This window comes from Chelativorans sp. YIM 93263 (assembly GCF_028767125.1).
Classification (GTDB): domain Bacteria; phylum Pseudomonadota; class Alphaproteobacteria; order Rhizobiales; family Rhizobiaceae; genus Chelativorans.
On sequence record NZ_JAKCWP010000002.1, the window covers coordinates 21555 to 38297 of the forward strand.

At 60.2% G+C, this 16743-nt stretch carries 18 protein-coding genes; 7 read left to right on the top strand and 11 right to left on the bottom strand.

Features of this window, described 5'->3' with window-relative positions:
* Nucleotides 1-346 precede the first annotated feature (346 nt).
* The 3 genes from sorU to wrbA all read right to left on the bottom strand — a co-directional run bounded on the left by sorU (nt 347) and on the right by wrbA (nt 2715).
* Nucleotides 347-688 carry a SorU family sulfite dehydrogenase c-type cytochrome subunit gene (gene sorU / locus LY631_RS04355; RefSeq protein WP_274423917.1) on the bottom strand — a complete coding sequence of 114 codons (342 nt, stop codon included), beginning with the start codon at nt 686-688 and terminating at the stop codon, nt 347-349.
* A 54-nt stretch (nt 689-742) separates the two neighbouring features.
* On the bottom strand, nt 743-1948 hold the full coding sequence (gene sorT / locus LY631_RS04360; RefSeq protein ID WP_274423918.1) for a SorT family sulfite dehydrogenase catalytic subunit: 1206 nt from the start codon (nt 1946-1948) through the stop codon (nt 743-745).
* 167 nt (nt 1949-2115) lie between these two features.
* On the bottom strand, nt 2116-2715 hold the full coding sequence (wrbA, locus tag LY631_RS04365) for an NAD(P)H:quinone oxidoreductase (protein ID WP_274423919.1): 600 nt from the start codon (nt 2713-2715) through the stop codon (nt 2116-2118).
* Nucleotides 2716-2877: 162 nt separating this feature from the next.
* Between wrbA and LY631_RS04370 the strand changes: the two genes are divergently transcribed.
* Together LY631_RS04370 and LY631_RS04375 are read left to right on the top strand one after the other, a co-directional pair.
* Entirely contained in the window at nt 2878-3618 is a 741-nt protein-coding gene (locus LY631_RS04370; protein ID WP_274423920.1) for a competence/damage-inducible protein A, read from the top strand.
* A gap of 74 nt (nt 3619-3692) precedes the next feature.
* Nucleotides 3693-4535, top strand: a complete 843-nt coding sequence (locus tag LY631_RS04375; protein ID WP_274423921.1) for a universal stress protein — start codon at nt 3693-3695, stop codon at nt 4533-4535.
* Between the two features lie 10 nt (nt 4536-4545).
* Here LY631_RS04375 and LY631_RS04380 read toward each other — a convergent pair whose 3' ends face one another.
* The 5 genes from LY631_RS04380 to LY631_RS04400 are packed head-to-tail and all read right to left on the bottom strand — an operon-like array spanning nt 4546 to nt 9971.
* Nucleotides 4546-5751 (bottom strand): molybdopterin molybdotransferase MoeA, encoded by a 1206-nt coding sequence (locus tag LY631_RS04380; protein ID WP_274423922.1) that lies wholly within the window; start codon nt 5749-5751, stop codon nt 4546-4548.
* Complete coding sequence (gene moaC, locus LY631_RS04385; RefSeq protein WP_274423923.1) at nt 5732-6247, bottom strand: cyclic pyranopterin monophosphate synthase MoaC; 516 nt, start codon at nt 6245-6247, stop codon at nt 5732-5734. Before moaC ends, LY631_RS04380 begins: the two co-directional genes overlap by 20 nt.
* A 2-nt stretch (nt 6248-6249) precedes the next feature.
* Entirely contained in the window at nt 6250-7065 is an 816-nt protein-coding gene (gene trpC, locus LY631_RS04390) for an indole-3-glycerol phosphate synthase TrpC (RefSeq protein WP_274423924.1), read from the bottom strand.
* Nucleotides 7066-7069: 4 nt separating this feature from the next.
* Nucleotides 7070-8083: an anthranilate phosphoribosyltransferase gene (gene trpD / locus LY631_RS04395; RefSeq protein ID WP_274423925.1), complete on the bottom strand. Its 1014-nt coding sequence runs from the start codon at nt 8081-8083 to the stop codon at nt 7070-7072.
* 1 nt (nt 8084) lies between these two features.
* On the bottom strand, nt 8085-9971 hold the full coding sequence (locus LY631_RS04400) for a SurA N-terminal domain-containing protein (protein ID WP_274423926.1): 1887 nt from the start codon (nt 9969-9971) through the stop codon (nt 8085-8087).
* A 139-nt stretch (nt 9972-10110) separates the two neighbouring features.
* On the opposite strand from LY631_RS04400, the gene tpiA reads away from it, so the two are divergent.
* From tpiA to kdsA, 5 genes are all read left to right on the top strand, one after another.
* Complete coding sequence (tpiA, locus tag LY631_RS04405; protein WP_274423927.1) at nt 10111-10881, top strand: triose-phosphate isomerase; 771 nt, start codon at nt 10111-10113, stop codon at nt 10879-10881.
* Between the two features lie 171 nt (nt 10882-11052).
* Nucleotides 11053-11487, top strand: a complete 435-nt coding sequence (gene secG / locus LY631_RS04410) for a preprotein translocase subunit SecG (RefSeq protein ID WP_274423928.1) — start codon at nt 11053-11055, stop codon at nt 11485-11487.
* A 129-nt stretch (nt 11488-11616) separates the two neighbouring features.
* Entirely contained in the window at nt 11617-13245 is a 1629-nt protein-coding gene (locus tag LY631_RS04415; protein ID WP_274423929.1) for a CTP synthase, read from the top strand.
* A complete protein-coding gene (locus LY631_RS04420) occupies nt 13245-14114 on the top strand; it encodes a VOC family protein (protein ID WP_274423930.1) in 870 nt (289 codons plus the stop codon). The genes LY631_RS04415 and LY631_RS04420 overlap by 1 nt, the downstream gene beginning before the upstream one ends.
* Nucleotides 14111-14944, top strand: a complete 834-nt coding sequence (kdsA, locus tag LY631_RS04425) for a 3-deoxy-8-phosphooctulonate synthase (protein WP_274423931.1) — start codon at nt 14111-14113, stop codon at nt 14942-14944. Before LY631_RS04420 ends, kdsA begins: the two co-directional genes overlap by 4 nt.
* Before the next feature lie 6 nt (nt 14945-14950).
* Here kdsA and mazG read toward each other — a convergent pair whose 3' ends face one another.
* The 3 genes from mazG to LY631_RS04440 form a co-directional block, all read right to left on the bottom strand.
* Nucleotides 14951-15754, bottom strand: coding sequence for a nucleoside triphosphate pyrophosphohydrolase (gene mazG, locus LY631_RS04430; RefSeq protein WP_274423932.1), 804 nt, complete (start codon nt 15752-15754; stop codon nt 14951-14953).
* A 72-nt stretch (nt 15755-15826) separates the two neighbouring features.
* Nucleotides 15827-16273, bottom strand: a complete 447-nt coding sequence (locus LY631_RS04435; protein WP_274423933.1) for a hypothetical protein — start codon at nt 16271-16273, stop codon at nt 15827-15829.
* Nucleotides 16270-16740 (bottom strand): YbaK/EbsC family protein, encoded by a 471-nt coding sequence (locus tag LY631_RS04440; RefSeq protein WP_274423934.1) that lies wholly within the window; start codon nt 16738-16740, stop codon nt 16270-16272. Before LY631_RS04440 ends, LY631_RS04435 begins: the two co-directional genes overlap by 4 nt.
* Between the last annotated feature and the right edge of the window lie 3 nt (nt 16741-16743).

Sequence of the window (16743 nt, forward strand, 5' to 3'; positions counted from 1 at the left end):
ATATAGTATTAACAGCTTCCTAACGCCAGCACTGACAGCGGTACGCAATCACTCGCAAACAGGCGCAAAAGCATCTCTCTCCCGCTCGCAAAAAGCCGAGCGGTGATCGACAACGCACCTACCAATTGAAGAACTAGGCCGACTGGTGAACTTTCGGGCCGCGCCCACGAACGGACGTTATGGGAGTATAAAAGGCGACTCGTATGCCCCCGTCAAGGGATCGTTCTTGTAAGTTTTGTGACCGCTATATGTAGTGTGTATCAGGTGTGGATATCGGGGAAGCCGTCACGCCGCGCTTGCAACTGCGAAAGCCTGTCGGGCGTGCGGCTTTGGCGTTATTTATCCGCTATTCGCCGCCGGCCGCGTGGGCGACATAAGCCGCCACGGCATCGATCTCTTCATCGCTGAGCAGGCCTTCATAGGCGGGCATGGCGCCGGCACCACCACGCACGACCAGGCGAACCTGATCTTCGCTCGGCTGCAGGTCGTCCAGGTTGGGACCGATACGCCCCGCCGCTTCGGCGTCCTGCAAGGTATGGCAGACAACACAGGCGGGCTCGGCAGAGGTGAACACCTCGCGCCCCATTTCGATCTGTTCTTCCGAAGGATTGTCCTCACTGGCCCCGGCAAGAGGTATGGTCACGGCCAGACATACAAAAACACCGGCGTAGCGGCAGGCCTTCAGCATAAAAGCACTCCATTGGAAAAAGAGCCCGCCCCGAACAGGGCGGGCTTAACGAGATTAGACGACGGTGACATCCACGGCAAGCACGCGCCACCCGCTGTAATCATAACCACGGTGATTCGGCTCTGTAACTTCCTCCTGAACACGGCCTTCCGAATCCGTCGCGCGGCTGGTGACGGTGTACGTTCCGGGTTCAAGCTCCGCCGAGAGAACGAAAGGTTGCCAGGCGAACCGGCCGAGATCCGGCCCGAGCAGACGCGCTTCCTGCCAGTTCTCGCCGCCATCCGTAGACACCTCGACACGCTCCAGCGCATTGATGCCGCCGAACGCGACGCCATAGAGCAGAACACGGCCACTCTCCACATCGGCCAGCGGCCGGGTGATCCAGGATTTGACCTTCATTTCCCACATGGAAGGTTGGTCAGGAGCACCCTCCACACCGACCGGGCGAACGCGATAGCTCGTGCGCATGATGGACGCGTCGCTTTCCTCTTCCGTAAAGGCTACACGTCTTACGTATTTAACGTTGTTGATCCCGTAATAGCCGGGAATGACGACGCGCAGAGGTCCGCCATGAATCAGCGGCACCGGCTCGCCGTTCATTTCCCAAGCGAGAATCCCGTGCTCCATCGCGTGGTCGACCGGGATTGAGCGCTCCACCACCACTTGGCTCTCGTCGACACCTTCGGGTAAATCCTCGCCACCCGTGCTGGTCATGAAATTGCGGCCGTCCTCCAGGCCACCCAGCGCTTCAACCACATCGCGGACGGGCACACCGCTCCACAAAAGGTTTCCGGCGGCACCCGTGAGCCATTGAGAGCCGCTCGTCTCATGATCGAAGAAGCCGCGGCCATTGCCGGAGCACTGCAGAACAGTAGAAACCGTCTCGACGCCCATACTCTTGAGCTCGCCCACGGTCACGCTGCGTGGTTCGCGCACACCTTCGATCTGCACTTCCCAGGCATCCGGGTCTGCAACGATCTCTTCACTGGGCGTGGGAAGATTGTTGCGAACGTAAAGGATATCCTTGGCGGTAATGCCGCTGGTGCCGATCGCATCGCGTTCCGTCTCCAACGTCAACTCGGAATGGACAATCAGAGAATCCGCGATTTTCGAGCCGAATGGCTCCGGCAAAGATCCTGAGCCATTCTCGCTTTCCTGCGCCAGCGCCGGCCGGCTGCCGAGCGGGGTCAGCGAAGACGCCGCGGCACCGGCCGTTCCGGCGGCAGCGATAAGGAAATGGCGGCGGGGAATTGAAAGCATTTCGTCCTCCTCCCGTTGGAATCAACCTAGAATGAGGCCGAGTCGGACTCGGCCTCATTGGCTCAAACCGCCGCAAGCGCGTGTTGTTCCTGCATGAGGTTTGCCACCCGAAACAAAAGCGGGCGATCCGAAGACCGCCCGCGCTTCCCGCCTCAAGCCGGTAGGGATCAGCCGGCCAGCTTGGCCGTGATGCCGGCGAAGCGCGTGCCCTGAAACCTCGCGCCTTCCAGTTCCTGGTCGGAGGGAAAACGTGAACCATCGCTGTTCGTGGTCGTGGTCATGCCGTAGGGCGCGCCGCCGCGAATCTGATCATTGCCCATCTGACCCTGGTAGGCATAAGACAGAGGGACGATAATCAGGCCATGATGCTGCAATGCCATTTGCATGGAAGCCAGCGCCATTTCCGCGCCGCCATGCTGTGTGGCTGTGGAAGCCATAACGGTCGCCGTCTTGTCGATCAGCTTGCCTGCCGCCCAAAGCGGGCCGGTCTGATCGAGGAAATTCTTCATCTGTGCGGCCATCATCCCGTAGCGCGTCGACAGGCCGAAGATGAAACCGTCGTAGTTTTCGAGTTCCAGCGGGTCGGCCACAGGCGCCTCCTGATCGAGTTTGTAGCCTGCCTGCTTGGCGACGTCTTCCGGCACGAGCTCGGGAACCCGCTTTACAGTCACGTCGGCGCCGGCCTCGCGTGCGCCGTCGGCCGCGGCCCTCGCCATTTGCTCCATGTGACCCCAGCTCGAATAATAAAGGACCAGAATCTTAGCCATAATCGCTCCTGCTCTTTTCTCCAGCGCCCGTGCACTGCTCGTTTCGATCTAAGTGTTGTTTCCCGCAATGAAACCGTGTGATTTGCAGACACAGTGTTCACCTTGCATTGCCGCGCATTCGCGATGCGGGTATCTCACGTCTATCAATCGAGGAAATGCGCAATGGGCGAAATTGTTACCGCAGCAATGGTGGTTATCGGGGATGAGATCCTCTCCGGCCGAACGAAGGACCAGAACATCGGCCACCTTGCGGACATCCTGACGGCCGTTGGAATCGACCTCAAGGAGGTGCGGATCGTGGCCGATGACGAGGGAGCGATCGTCGAAGCGGTGAACATCCTGCGCGCGCGCAATACCTACGTCTTCACCACCGGGGGCATCGGACCGACCCACGACGATATTACCGCGGACGCGATCGCTCGCGCCTTCGACCTTCCTTGCGACTATGAAGAGAAAGCCTTCCGGATGCTGGAAGAGCACTATGCCAAGCGCGGCATCGAGTTTTCCGAGGCGCGCAAGCGAATGGCGCGCATGCCGGAAGGGGCAAAACATATCCCAAACCCGATCTCGATAGCGCCCGGTTTCAATGTCGAGAACGTCTATGTCATGGCAGGTGTGCCGGCGATCTTCCAGGCCATGCTCGACGCACTTCTGCCCACGCTGAAGGTCGGCACCAAGCTGATATCAGTTGCTGTTCCTTCACCTCTGCCGGAGGGAACGATGGGCGGTGCGCTCGGACAGATTCAGCAGGCGCATCCCGATACGATCATCGGATCTTATCCGAAATACGAGGAAGGACGGTTTTGGACTGAAGTCGTCGTGCGTTCACGATCGGAAGAAGCGCTCAAGGCGGCCAAAGAGGCGGTCGAGGCGATGATCGATTCATTGATGAAACGCAAATAAGGCCTTCTCCGTTGGGGTACATTCTAACGGCGTGCGGGCAGAACGCCTGGCGCCGAACCCAACAGGAGGGTCGGATGGACCACAAGACAGTACTCGCCATTCTGCAAAGCAGGGCGGATGCGCCGCGGGTGCTCGATTTCGCGATGCCCTTCGCTTCCCGACAGGATGCCCACGTTATCGGGCTGCATGCCGAAGCCTTGCCCGTTGCGATGGCCTCGCCAATGGGCGCGCCTGCGGTGGATTTCAGCGTGGAATTTGAGGCGCAGGCGAGAAAGCGCCATACCGAGTTGCGCAAACTGTTCGACGACCGCGCCGCGGCGGAAGGCATCATGGCCGAATGGCGGGAATTTGAGAGTGTTTCGGGCGACTCAGCCGTCTCGGGGATAGAGAGCGCGCGTGCTGCAGACCTGGTGATCGCACAACAGAACGATCCCGACGCGGACGCTAGGGTTGCGGCGGATCTTGAAGCGCTCCTCTTCGATAGCGGCCGGCCGGTGCTTCTCCTGCCCAGCACGTACAAAGGTGATGGCGCTAAATTCCGGAAAGTCGTTCTGGCCTGGAACGGCACCAAGGAGGCCGCGCGCGCGGCTTTCGACGCGCTTCCGTTGATGAAGGAGGCCGGCAATATCGAAGTGCTGACGGTCGATCCAAGTGACACCCTCCAGCAGGACGCCAGCATGGCCGGATCAGCGATCGCTGCTTCCCTTGCCCGCCATGGCCTCAACGTTTCCACAAAGGCGGAGCAGTCGGGCAACCTGTCGCAGGGCGAGGTTATCGCCAATCATCTGGCCGAAACGGGCGCAGATCTGCTTGTCATGGGTGCCTTTGGCCGCTCGCGCGTCGCGGAGTTCATCTTCGGCGGTGTCACGCGAACGATGCTGCAGTCCATGACGACACCGACCTTTATGGCCAGGTAGGGCAGGGGCTTTACCGAAGTATCAAAACCTGGCAGGGCGCGCCTGCTTCACACGCGGGCGCGTGCGGTTCGCGGACGATCAGGGCGTTCGCCGCCGCCAGTGTCATCAGCATCGATGAATCCTGCACGCGAAAAGGCGACGCAATCAGCCCTTCGCTCCCCTCTGTCACCGAAGCGCGAACATAATCCTGCCGCTCGTCATTGGCTTTCATCGATTCTGCCAGTACGGCTTGCCGAAGATCCGGAATGTAGCTGCGACCGGCCAGCCGCGCGATCATGGGACGGAGAAACAGGTGCGAGCAGACCAAGCTGGAGACAGGATTACCCGGCAGGCCCAGCACACGTGCAGTGTCGGCGTGGCCGAACATCAGCGGCTTTCCCGGGCGCATGGCGATCTTCCAGAAGGCTAGCTTCATGCCTTCATCCGTCAGCACTTCCCGCACGAGGTCGCGCTCCCCAACCGAGGCCCCGCCGAGGGTAACGACAATGTCCGCCGAGGCTTTCAGCGCCTTCCGGAACCCGGCTGCAAGCGCCTCACGATCATCCGGCACGATACCAAGGTCGAGAATTTGTGCGCCGTCCTGCTGCGCAAGCGCACCGATCCCGAAGCTGTTGGACGCGACTATCTGGTCGGGGCCCGGGTCCGTGTCCGGCCGAACGAGTTCGTCTCCGGTGGCGATGACGGCAATCAGCGGACGCCCGACGACGGGAACAACCGGATGACCGGCGGCGGCGGCCAGAGAAATGGCCGCCGGGTCAAGAATCCGACCGGCCTCGAGGACCCGATCACCGTCGCGAAAATCGAGCCCTGCCCGCCGGATGTACCAGCCGGGGGCAACGGTCTCCGTGGCTTCGATAGTCCCGTCGTCGAGCCGCTTTGCATTCTCCTGGATGAGAATCGTGTCCGCACCCGGTGGCACCGGCGCACCGGTGAAGATGCGGACCGCTTCGCCAGCGCTGAGCCTGCCGTCATATCTTTGACCGGCCGCCGCTTCTCCAACGAGACGAAGGATCGCCGGTATGGAAGCAACATCGGCTGCACGCACCGCGTACCCGTCCATCGCGGAGGCATCGAAAGGCGGCTGGGAGCGGCGCGCCTGCAGCGGAGCGGCCAAGACACGCCCAACCGCCTCCACGAGCGGCACCGTCTCGGCGGGCAGAGGATGCATGCCCTCGAGAATGCGCTCCAGCGCCTGATCAACCGGAAGCAGAGCCATCGTCCGTATCGTCCGCCCGCCAGTGTCCTGATTTTCCGCCGGTCTTCTCGATCAGGCGGATGTCGGAGATCACCATTGCCTTATCCAGCGCCTTGGCCATGTCATAGATCGTCAGACATGCGATGGAGGCCGCCGTTAGCGCTTCCATCTCCACGCCCGTTTTGCCGGTAAGCCTTGCCATGGCTTCGACACGCAGGCCGGGAAGGGTCTCGTCGGGGTCGATCTCAACGGCGATCTTGGTGAGGGCCAGGGGATGGCAGAGTGGTATCAGATCATGCGTTTTCTTCGCTGCCATGATGCCGGCCAGCCGTGAAACGGCAATCACATCACCTTTCTTGGCATTGCCTTCCAGAATAACCTGGAGTGTTTCGCGCTTCATTTTGACGGCACCGGCCGCGATCGCGGTGCGTTGCGTATCGGCCTTGCCGCCGACGTCGACCATCTCGGCCTGTCCTCCTGCATCGAGATGGGTCAAGCCTTTGGATGCAGCGGTCATTCCTAAGCCTCTTGTCGCGAGTCGGCGTTCAATCCCAATAGTTCGCGTGTGGCCGTTTCGACGTCGTTCTGGCGCATCATGCTTTCGCCCACTAGAAAGCTGGAGATACCGGCCTTCGAAAGGCGGAGGCAGTCCGCATATGTGAAGATGCCGCTTTCGCCGATTATGATCCGGTCTGCTGGCACCATCTGCGCCAGCCGTTCCGCCGTTTCAAGTTTTGTCTCGAACGTCCTGAGATCGCGATTATTTATGCCGATGAGCGGCGAGGAGAGGCGCAACGCACGCTCCAGCTCCGCTTCGTCATGGACCTCCAGAAGCGCATCCATTCCCAGTTGTCGGGAAGTCTCCTCAAGCGTCTTTGCTTCATCGTCGGAGACGCTGGCGAGAATGATAAGAATTGCGTCGGCTCCCCAAGCGCGCGCCTCGAACACCTGATAAGGGTCGAGCATGAAATCCTTCCGCAGGGCAGGCAATTGCGTGGCCTCACGCGATTGCGTCAGAAACTCGGGCCTACCTTGAAAGGAGGGAGCATCGGTCAGGACGGAAAGGCAGGCGGCCCCGCCGCGTTCATAGGCTGCCGCAAGTGCTGGCGGATCGAAGTCTTCCCGGATAAGCCCCTTGGAAGGACTCGCCTTCTTGATCTCCGCAATGAGGGCAAACCGGCCTTCGGCCTGCTTGTCCCGTAGTGCCCCGGCAAAACCACGCACGGGTGCGGCGTCGCGGCCACGTGCGGCAAGTTCGGCCTGGGGCAGGGCGCTTTTGGCCGCAGCGATTTCTTCGCGCTTATAGGCTTCGATCTTGCGCAGAATGTCCGCCATAGGCTCAGTTTCCGTTGGAAACGTGGATCAGTTTCTCAAGCGCCCCGAGAGCCCGCCCGCTATCGACGGATTCTGCGGCGAGGGCGACGCCATCTTGCAGGCTGGAAGCTTTTCCGGCAACCACCAGAGCACCGCCGGCATTGAAAAGCGCGATGTCGCGATAGGCGTTCTTTTCCCCTTGGAGCACCGCGCGAAGGGCCTTGCCATTATGCTCGCCGTCGCCACCCTTCAGGTCTGCCGTGCTGGCGTGCTCCAGTCCCGCATCTGCGGGGGTGATGTCGAAGGTGGTCACAGAGCCATCTTCAAGCGCGGCAACGCGCGTCGTTCCCGCCGTCGTCATTTCATCCAGCCCGTCGCCATGCACCACCCAGGCTTTCTCCGCACCAAGCTGCTTCAGGACCTGGGCTATGGGCTCGACCCATTCGGGCGAAAACACGCCGACAAGCTGCCGCCGCACGCCGGCCGGGTTCGAGAGCGGCCCAAGCAAATTGAAGATCGTGCGTGTGCCTAGTTCCATGCGCATCGGCCCCACATGGCGCATGGCTGCATGATGGTTGGGCGCGAACATGAAGCCGAGACCTGCTTCGGCAATACAGGAGGCGATCCGTTCCGGCCCGATTTCGATGTCGATGCCCAGCGCGCTGAGGCTGTCGGCAGCACCCGAACGGGAGGACAGTGCGCGGTTGCCATGCTTAGCCACGGGCACGCCGGCACCAGCTACGATGAACGCGGCACATGTGGACACATTGTAGGTACCCGACGCGTCACCGCCCGTTCCGACGATATCGATCGCATTCGAAGGCGCTTCCACGGGAAGCATCTTGGCTCGCATTGTGTCTACGGCGCCGCTGATCTCGTCAACGGTCTCGCCGCGAACCCTGAGCGCCATAAGGAAACCGCCGATCTGGCTCGGTGTCGCTTCGCCCGACATAATAATATCGAACGCCTCACGGGCCTCCGCAAAGCTAAGAGGCGTACCGCTCGCGACCTTTGCGATATGCGTTTTCAGATCGGCCATCTCAGAAGTTCAGGGCCTGTTGCATGGCGGCCCGGTTCACCACCACCTCGTTTTCCGCACGGAGCTGCGTCACAAGTTGCTCCAGAAGATCATTGGAGATTCCCTGCGACATGCTGTTTGCGACATTCTCGGGCAGGAAATCGGCCGACGCGGATGCAGGCTGAAACACCTCTGTCACCCGGAAAAGAAACCGGCCTGCACCAGCCGGGTTGGCAAACGATCCGGTGTCGCCCTGCGGAACCCGGAAGACAGCCGCAACGCCGGCCTGGCCCAGATCGGGATCGTCAGACTGGCGCTTGAGACCGCGCTTGACCCGCTTTTCCTGATCAACCTCTTCAGCGATCTCGTCCAGGGTCTTGCCGCCCTCCAGCTCTTCTTCGAGCCTACCGGCCAGCGCATCCAGCCGCGCTTCCGCTTCGGCGTTCGTCCAGTCCTCCAGAACCTGATCTCGGACCTCATCCAAAGTGCGCTCTCGGGCCGGCGTGACCTCGCTGACTTCATAGAAAAGGTAACCGTTCGCTCCGATATGGATCGGCGGATTTTCCAGCCCTTGCTCCGTTTCGAAAGCCTGGTTGAGAAGCTCTTGCGACTCAGGCAGGTCTGAGATGACGGTTCCATCAGGCCGGCGGCCGGACCGGTCGACTGCCTCGACCGTCTCCATCGTCAGCCCCTGTTGATTGGCTGCTTCCTGCATCGAAGCTCCGCCAGCTCGAGCATCTTCATAGGCGTCGTATGTGTCGAGCAGGACGCGGCTGCCGTCTTCGAGAGCCAATTGCTGCCGGATCTCGTCACTGACTTCCTCCAGCGGAGTGGCCTCTTCGGGCACGATCTCGGTGACGCGGAGAAGGACTGGGCCGAAGGTGCCTTCCACGACCTGGCTTACCTGACCCTGAGGTAAGGAAAAAGCTTCCTCGGCAATCGCGGGATCGGCTATCTCATCCTGTGAAAGCGTGCCGAGTGTCGCTTCCTCAAGGCTGCCATTCTGCCGCTCCACGATATCCTCGAACGTGGCGCCGTTACGCAGGCTTTCACGTGCTGCCTCGGCTTCCTCGGTGGAGGAGAAAGACACTCGCTCAATGGTGCGGCGCTCAGGCGTCGTGTAACGATTCCGCTCCTGCTCGTAGGCTGTGCGAATCTGTTCCTCGGAAATCGCCGAGGGATCGGCCACATCTTCCGGCTCGAGCTTTACGTAATTGATTTGCCGATACTCCGGCGCGGCATAGTTATCCTTGCGCTCGTCGAACCAACTCTGCAATTCCTCGTCACTCGGCGGCTCAATCGGCTCAACGAGCGAGCGGGGCAGGGGAACATATTCTATGGTTCTGCTCTCGCCCCTGTAGAGAGCGACGTTCCGCAACAGTGTATCCGGCGCGGAAACGCCTTCGGCAACGGCATCGATGACCTGCTGCCGGATGGCGTCATTTTCCCGGTTCTGCAGATATTCTTCCGGACGCATTCCAACCTGGCTCAACACGAATTCGAATTGCCGCCGGTCGAAGCTGCCGCCGGCACCTCGGAAGGCCGGATCCGATGCGGTCAGTTGGGCCACGGTTTGTTGCGAAACCCCCAGACCCATCCTTCGCGCCGTTTCGTCGAGAACCGCACTTGTCGCGAGTTGCTGAAGAACCTGATCGTCCAGCCCGAAATTCACCGCCTGCTCGCGCGTAAGGCGGGTTCCAAGCTGCCGCGAAAGCAGCGAAATCTGGCGGTCGTAGGCAAGACGATAGTCGAGGACGGACACCGATGTCCCGCCAACTTTCAGAACGTCACTGCCGATGCCGGTGAACATCTGGCCAGAAATGCCCCAGACGGCAAAGCTCAAGACCAAAAGACCAAGCAGAAGCTTAGCGACCCAGGATTTGGCGGAATTTCTCAGGCTATCGAGCATAATCGTATTCGTTTGGATTCTTGTTGTTTCCTACCCTCTGTGGGCAATAACGCCCTCAAGCGCCCCTGTCGATTGCTTTATAGCCACTTTTTGATAGGGAGGAGTTTCTCGCGATGCAAATTCTCTCGGAGAATCTGAAATGACGGCCGGTATGAAAGCGCTCGTAGCCGGAAATTGGAAGATGAATGGCACGAGCACTTCACTCGATGTCCTGAAGGCAATCGGGGAAGGCTTCACGACGATAGCAGGCGAGGAGATCGAGGGGCTTGTCTGCGTGCCGGCCACACTGTTGGCGCGCGCAAGCGAAACGCTGCGGAATACACCGGTAAAGACAGGGGGGCAGGATTGCCATCCATCTGCCACGGGCGCGCATACGGGTGAAATTTCGGCCGAGATGCTCGCCGATTGCGGCGCCACACACGTTATTGTCGGCCATTCCGAGCGGCGAACGGACCACGGCGAAAGCGATGCCGATGTTGCCGACAAGGCGAAGGCCGCCTGGCGCGCGGGACTTATCGCAATCGTCTGCGTTGGGGAGACGCGGCCGGAGAGGGACTCCGGCGACACACTGTCCATTCTTTCCCGGCAGATTGCGGGCTCGGTGCCGGAAGGAGCGACGGCGGATAATACGGTGATCGCCTATGAACCCGTATGGGCCATCGGCACCGGTTTGACGCCGACGGCTGCCGATGTCGCCGAGGCGCACGATCATCTGCGCCGCGAACTGAAAACACGGCTCGGGAACGAGGCCTCGGAAGTGCGCTTGCTTTATGGCGGTTCCGTCAAGCCCGACAACGCGCGCGAGTTGCTTGCGATCGACCATGTGAACGGCGCGCTAGTCGGTGGTGCCAGTCTGAAAGCCGAGGATTTTCTGGCCATCTGCGAAGCCGCCGCCGCGGCGCACGCCTGACGCACGAGTTTTCCGTTTCACGCACTTTTCATTTAACGGGCAAGTGCTTAGATATGAGCCGATGCGTGCACGGCGAGTATCCGCGTGGCCGGGGGTTGAAAACGTATCGAAGCCGTGCAATGAGCCGCTCCTGCAGGCGAATTTTTGCCTGTCAGGCGCCGGAAGGGACTTATGCAGACCATCGTAATCGTCATTCACTTGCTCGTCGTCGTCTCGCTTGTCGGCCTGATTCTGCTTCAGCGTTCTGAAGGTGGAGGTCTTGGCATCGGCGGTGGCGGCTCGGGTTTCATGGCGGCACGCAGTTCGTCGAATCCCCTGACGCGCGCAACGGCTATCCTGGCGGCCGCTTTCTTCGCGACTTCACTGGCCCTTTCGCTGTTGGCCCGCTATCAAGCGCAACCGACGGATATCTTCGACAACCTTCCGCAGAGCCAGACGCAGGAAGACGGCGGCGGCGGCATTCTTGATGAGCTGGGCGGCACACCGAGCACGCCTGCCGACGATGATGGGGCGCAAGCTCCAAGCGGGGCAGGGGACGCGCCGGCAGCGCCAACGCCCTTGGGCCAGCCGACCGATCCGGAGACGCAGGTACCGACCGGGCAATAACGGAAGCCTCCGAATGGATGGCAGAGCGGACATGACGACGTCCGCAACGCTATCGCTGTGCGAAAAAAAGATGGGTGTGGGCATTTTGCTCTAGCGGAATCGCCCTCATCCAGTTAAGCGATGAGTCCCATGGCGCGATACGTATTCATCACAGGCGGCGTGGTTTCCTCCCTGGGAAAAGGCATAGCTGCAGCAGCCCTTGGTGCGCTGCTCCAGGCACGCGGCTACCGCGTGAGAATCCGGAAACTCGATCCCTATCTCAATGTCGACCCCGGAACCATGTCGCCCTATCAGCACGGCGAAGTGTTCGTCACCGATGACGGGGCCGAGACTGACCTCGATCTCGGCCACTACGAGCGCTTTACGGGGCGTTCTGCCAACAAGCACGACAACATCACCACCGGTCGAATTTACCAGAACATCATCGAGAAGGAGCGGCGCGGGGACTACCTCGGCGCCACGGTGCAGGTGATCCCGCACGTCACCGACGAGATCAAGCAATTCATCCTCGAGGGCAATGAGGATTATGATTTCGTGCTGTGCGAGATCGGCGGTACGGTCGGCGACATCGAGGCGATGCCTTTCCTCGAGGCCATTCGCCAGCTCGGCAACGAACTGCCGCGCGGCAATGCAATCTACGTCCATCTCACGCTGATGCCGTGGATTCCGGCGGCCGGTGAGCTCAAGACAAAGCCGACCCAGCACTCCGTCAAGGAGTTGCGGTCGATCGGCATTGCACCCGACATCCTGCTCGTGCGTGCAGACCGTGAGATTCCCCCCGAGGAGCGGCGCAAGCTCTCCCTCTTCTGCAATGTCCGGGAATCCGCGGTCATTCAGGCGCTGGACGTTGCCCATATCTATGACGTGCCTATGGCCTATCACCGCGAAGGCCTCGATTCGGAGGTGTTGGCCGCTTTCGGCATAGATCCGGCGCCAAAGCCCCGCATGGAGCGCTGGCAGGAGGTTTGCGAGCGCATCCACAATCCGGAAGGCGAGGTCACCATCGCCGTGGTCGGCAAATATACCGGCCTTAAGGACGCCTACAAATCGCTGAACGAGGCGCTTGCCCATGGCGGCATGGCCAATCGCGTACGCGTCAATCTCGAATGGATCGAATCGGAAATTTTCGAGGAGGAAGATCCCGCACCGTGGCTGGAAAAGGTCCATGGCATCCTGGTGCCGGGCGGTTTTGGCGAGCGCGGGTCCGAAGGCAAGATCCTGGCGGCCAAGTTCGCGCGCGAGCGCAAGGTGCCGTATTTCGGTATCTGCTTCGGCATGCAAATGGCCTGTATCGAAGCGGCCCGGTCGCTGGCCGGAATAGAAAAGGCGTCCTCGACCGAATTCGGCCCCACGGACGAGCCGATCGTCGGCCTGATGACCGAGTGGCTGAAGGGCAATATGCTGGAGAAGCGGACCGCGGCCGGCGATCTTGGTGGGACAATGCGGCTGGGCGCCTATGACGCGAGTCTCCGAACGGGCTCGAAGATCGCCAGCATCTACGGAACGCCTGACATTTCTGAACGCCATCGTCATCGCTTTGAGGTGAATATCGGCTATCGCGAAAAGCTGGAGGATTGTGGTCTCGTCTTTGCCGGCCTTTCACCGGATGGTGTTCTGCCGGAAACGATCGAGTACCCGGATCATCCGTGGTTCATCGGCGTCCAATACCACCCGGAACTGAAGAGCAGGCCATTCGAGCCGCACCCGCTTTTCGCGAGTTTTATCGGCGCTGCGGTCGAGCAATCGCGACTGGTCTGATGAAGCCCTATCCGCTCGACCATTGCGTGCTGCCGACGCGAAGCCTGGCGGCGGCACGCGCGAGGTTGAGCGCTCTTGGCTTTACCGTCGCGGCGGATGCCGCACATCCTTTCGGCACTGCTAATTGCTGCGTCTTTTTCGAAGACGATACTTATTTGGAGCCGCTCGCGATCGTCGCCGAGGATTTGACTGCGGCGGCTATCCAGGTGGGAAATACGTTTGTCGACCGCGACCGCCATTATCGCGCTGTTCAGGGTGACGAAGGTTTCTCCGCATTTGTGCTTGGCACGGCGGATGCGGATGCCGATCACGCGCGCTTTGTGGGGGAAGGGGTGTCGGCGGGTTCCATCCTCTCCTTCTCCCGTCCCTTTGTCGATGCGCACGGCGTGCAAGGCGAAGCGTCCTTCAAGCTCGCCTTTGCGGCTCCCATCCACAGCGAGGTCTTTTTCTTCACCTGCGAACGCGTCAAGTCCCCATCGGCGGATCGCGCGACTCTGCAGCGTCACCGGAATGGGGTCATCGGTATTTCGCACGTCTTGCTGACTGCCTCGCGCCCCGGAGATTACGAGAACTTCCTGAGCCTGTTTTGTGGGATTGAGCCCTTGCGCCGCGATGCTGGCCCAGTTGAGTTCGCCATGGCTAACGCGACGGTTTCCCTCATCCCACCGGCTCTGGCTAGCGCCTTAGACATGGATGGCAGTGGCGGATTGGGCCTCAGTGGCATCACATTCCTTACGCAGTATCTCCCTGATGTGCGCGGGGCGCTCGCGGCCGCAGAGATTCATCACGAAGTGCGCGAACGGAGGATTGTCGTCCCGCCTGCAGTGGGGCAGGGCGCGACCTTTATATTTGAGGAGTTCCAGGTATGACCCCCAATCCACGCGTCGATATCGGCCAGGCCACATTTGCCAACGACGCGCCCTTGGCGCTGATCGCCGGTCCTTGCCAGCTCGAATCGCGTGACCATGCCTTCGAGATGGCAGGTCGGCTAAAGGAGCTTACTGAAAAGCTCGGCATCGGATTCGTTTACAAGACCAGCTTCGACAAGGCTAACCGGACGTCACTGTCCGGCAAGCGCGGTGCGGGTCTCGACATGGCGCTGCCGATCTTTGCTGATCTCAAGCGCGAACTCGGTGTTCCGGTTCTCACGGATGTTCACACCGAAGAGCAGTGCGCCGCGACGGGCGAGGTGGCCGATGTGTTGCAGATCCCCGCTTTCCTTTGCCGTCAGACCGATCTCCTCATCGCGGCGGCGAAAACCGGAAAGCCGGTCAACGTCAAAAAAGGGCAGTTTCTTGCGCCCTGGGACATGAAAAATGTGGTTGAAAAGATCACAGCCTCGGGCAATTCCAACGTGCTGGTGACAGAGCGCGGAACTTCATTCGGGTACAACACCCTGGTGAATGACATGCGCGGATTGCCGCTAATGGCCGAAACAGGCGCACCGGTGATCTTCGACGCCACGCACTCGGTGCAGCAGCCGGGCGGGCAGGGCGGCTCTACTGGCGGTGAGCGGCGCTTCGTCGAGACGCTCGCACGGGCGGCCGTGGCAGTCGGTGTCTCCGGTGTATTCATCGAGACGCATCAGGATCCGGACAACGCGCCGTCCGATGGACCGAACATGGTGCCACTTGAAAGGATGCCTGAATTGATAGAGCGCCTGATCGCGCTTGATAAAATCGCGAAAAAATATATGTAAAATCACCTACTTATCGCGCTTCGCGCGCTGCCAGTGCGCTTCCATTTCGTCAAGTGAGGCAGCCCCCAGAGCTTTTCCCTCGGCCTGCAATCCGCGTTCGATAGCATGAAACCGGGTCCGGAATTTCTCATTTGTCTGTTGGAGGGCGGCTTCCGAGTCGACACCCAAGTGCCGACCGAGATTGACGACGGCAAACAGCAGATCCCCAAATTCTTCCGCAACGGCTTTCTCGTTGCCACTTTCCATTTCCTGTCGTACCTCGCCAATCTCTTCCTCGATCTTATCGAGCGTAGGTTTGGCTTCACCCCAATCGAAGCCGACCTGTGCAGCCCGTTTCTGCAATTTCAACGCGCGCATGAGTGCGGGCAGGGAGGTCGGAACCTCATCGAGATAACCCTGCGCCTCGGTGCCGCGGCGCGCCCGGCGTTCGGCCTTCTCCTCGGCTTTGATCTTGTCCCACATGCCTTTGGCCATGCCGGCTTCGCGAGCGTCTTCATCTCCGAAAACATGTGGGTGCCGGCGGATCATCTTTGACGTAACCGCCTCGACGACGTCGCCAAATTCGAAATGTTCAGCTTCTTCAGCCATACGCGCGTGAAAAACCACCTGAAGCAATAGGTCTCCCAGTTCGTCGCACAAATCGTGCATGTCGTCGCGCTGGATGGCGTCGAGAACCTCGTAAGCTTCCTCGATCGTATAAGGTGCGATGGAAGCGAAGTTCTGCTGGGCATCCCATGCGCAACCCGTCTCGGGATCGCGCAAGGCAGCCATGATCTCAATCAGGCGGGAAATGTCTTTGGAAGGGGTCATATGGTGACTGCTCCATTCGGTGGCGGTAAAGCCGTAGCGCGCATCCGTAGCAGTCTCAACCGCGGTCCATAATCAATCTCGAACCGCCAGACATGGATCAAGTATAATCTTGTTCGAGGCGATACGCTGTGTGCCACCGGACATCTTGATATGCTCACCGGGTTCCATTCCGTTCGTGCTGTAGGTGATGCAGAGAGCCTGCGGACCATCAGCGGGACAAACGACGAGATACGCCAACGCACCGTCGAACTCTACCGCCGCCAGAGGACCTGCCACAGCCATGTCTATTCTGTGATCGCTATTAGGTAGCTGCTCGATCCAGTAACCGAGATCTTCGCAGGTGGCCGTCATGTCCGGCATTTGATCGCCGTTCGCAAAAGGGGTGGTCTGTGCGCCGGCGGCCGTCGGGCCAATGGCAAGATGGAAAAGCGCCAGCGCAACTGATACACAAATAGATCGCATAAGATAGATTATGGAACTAATCCCTGTGCCGCCTGTAGATTTAGAATGCTCCATCATGGCACGATATCCGCGACTTTCGCCCCTGCGGCAGCAAGGAGCGCTTTCGGCTCGGCGGCAAATACCGCATCGTGTGCGCCGGCCGCAGCCCAGACCTGATCAAAGCGGAGCAATGTCCTGTCTGCGTAGCGATGGACATCCTGAGGCTGTGCCAGAGGTGATACGCCGCCGATCGCAAAACCGGTTTCTTCGCGGATGCGATGTGGATCGGCACGCGTGAGGTTTTCGCCGACCACCACGCGCGCTTTATCGAGATCGAGCTGTTTGCCACCGGAAACTAGGAAGAGATAAAGACGGTTCGAGGTTTCGCCGGCGAAGATAAGTGATTTGACGATCTGATCGACTGTGCATCCGCACTGGCGCGCGGCTTCATCGGCCGTTCGCGTCGATTCACCCATGCGTTTGATTTCAATGGACAAGGCTGCTTCGGCCGCCGCAGCGGCCACGCGATCAACGCTCTTTGACATCTG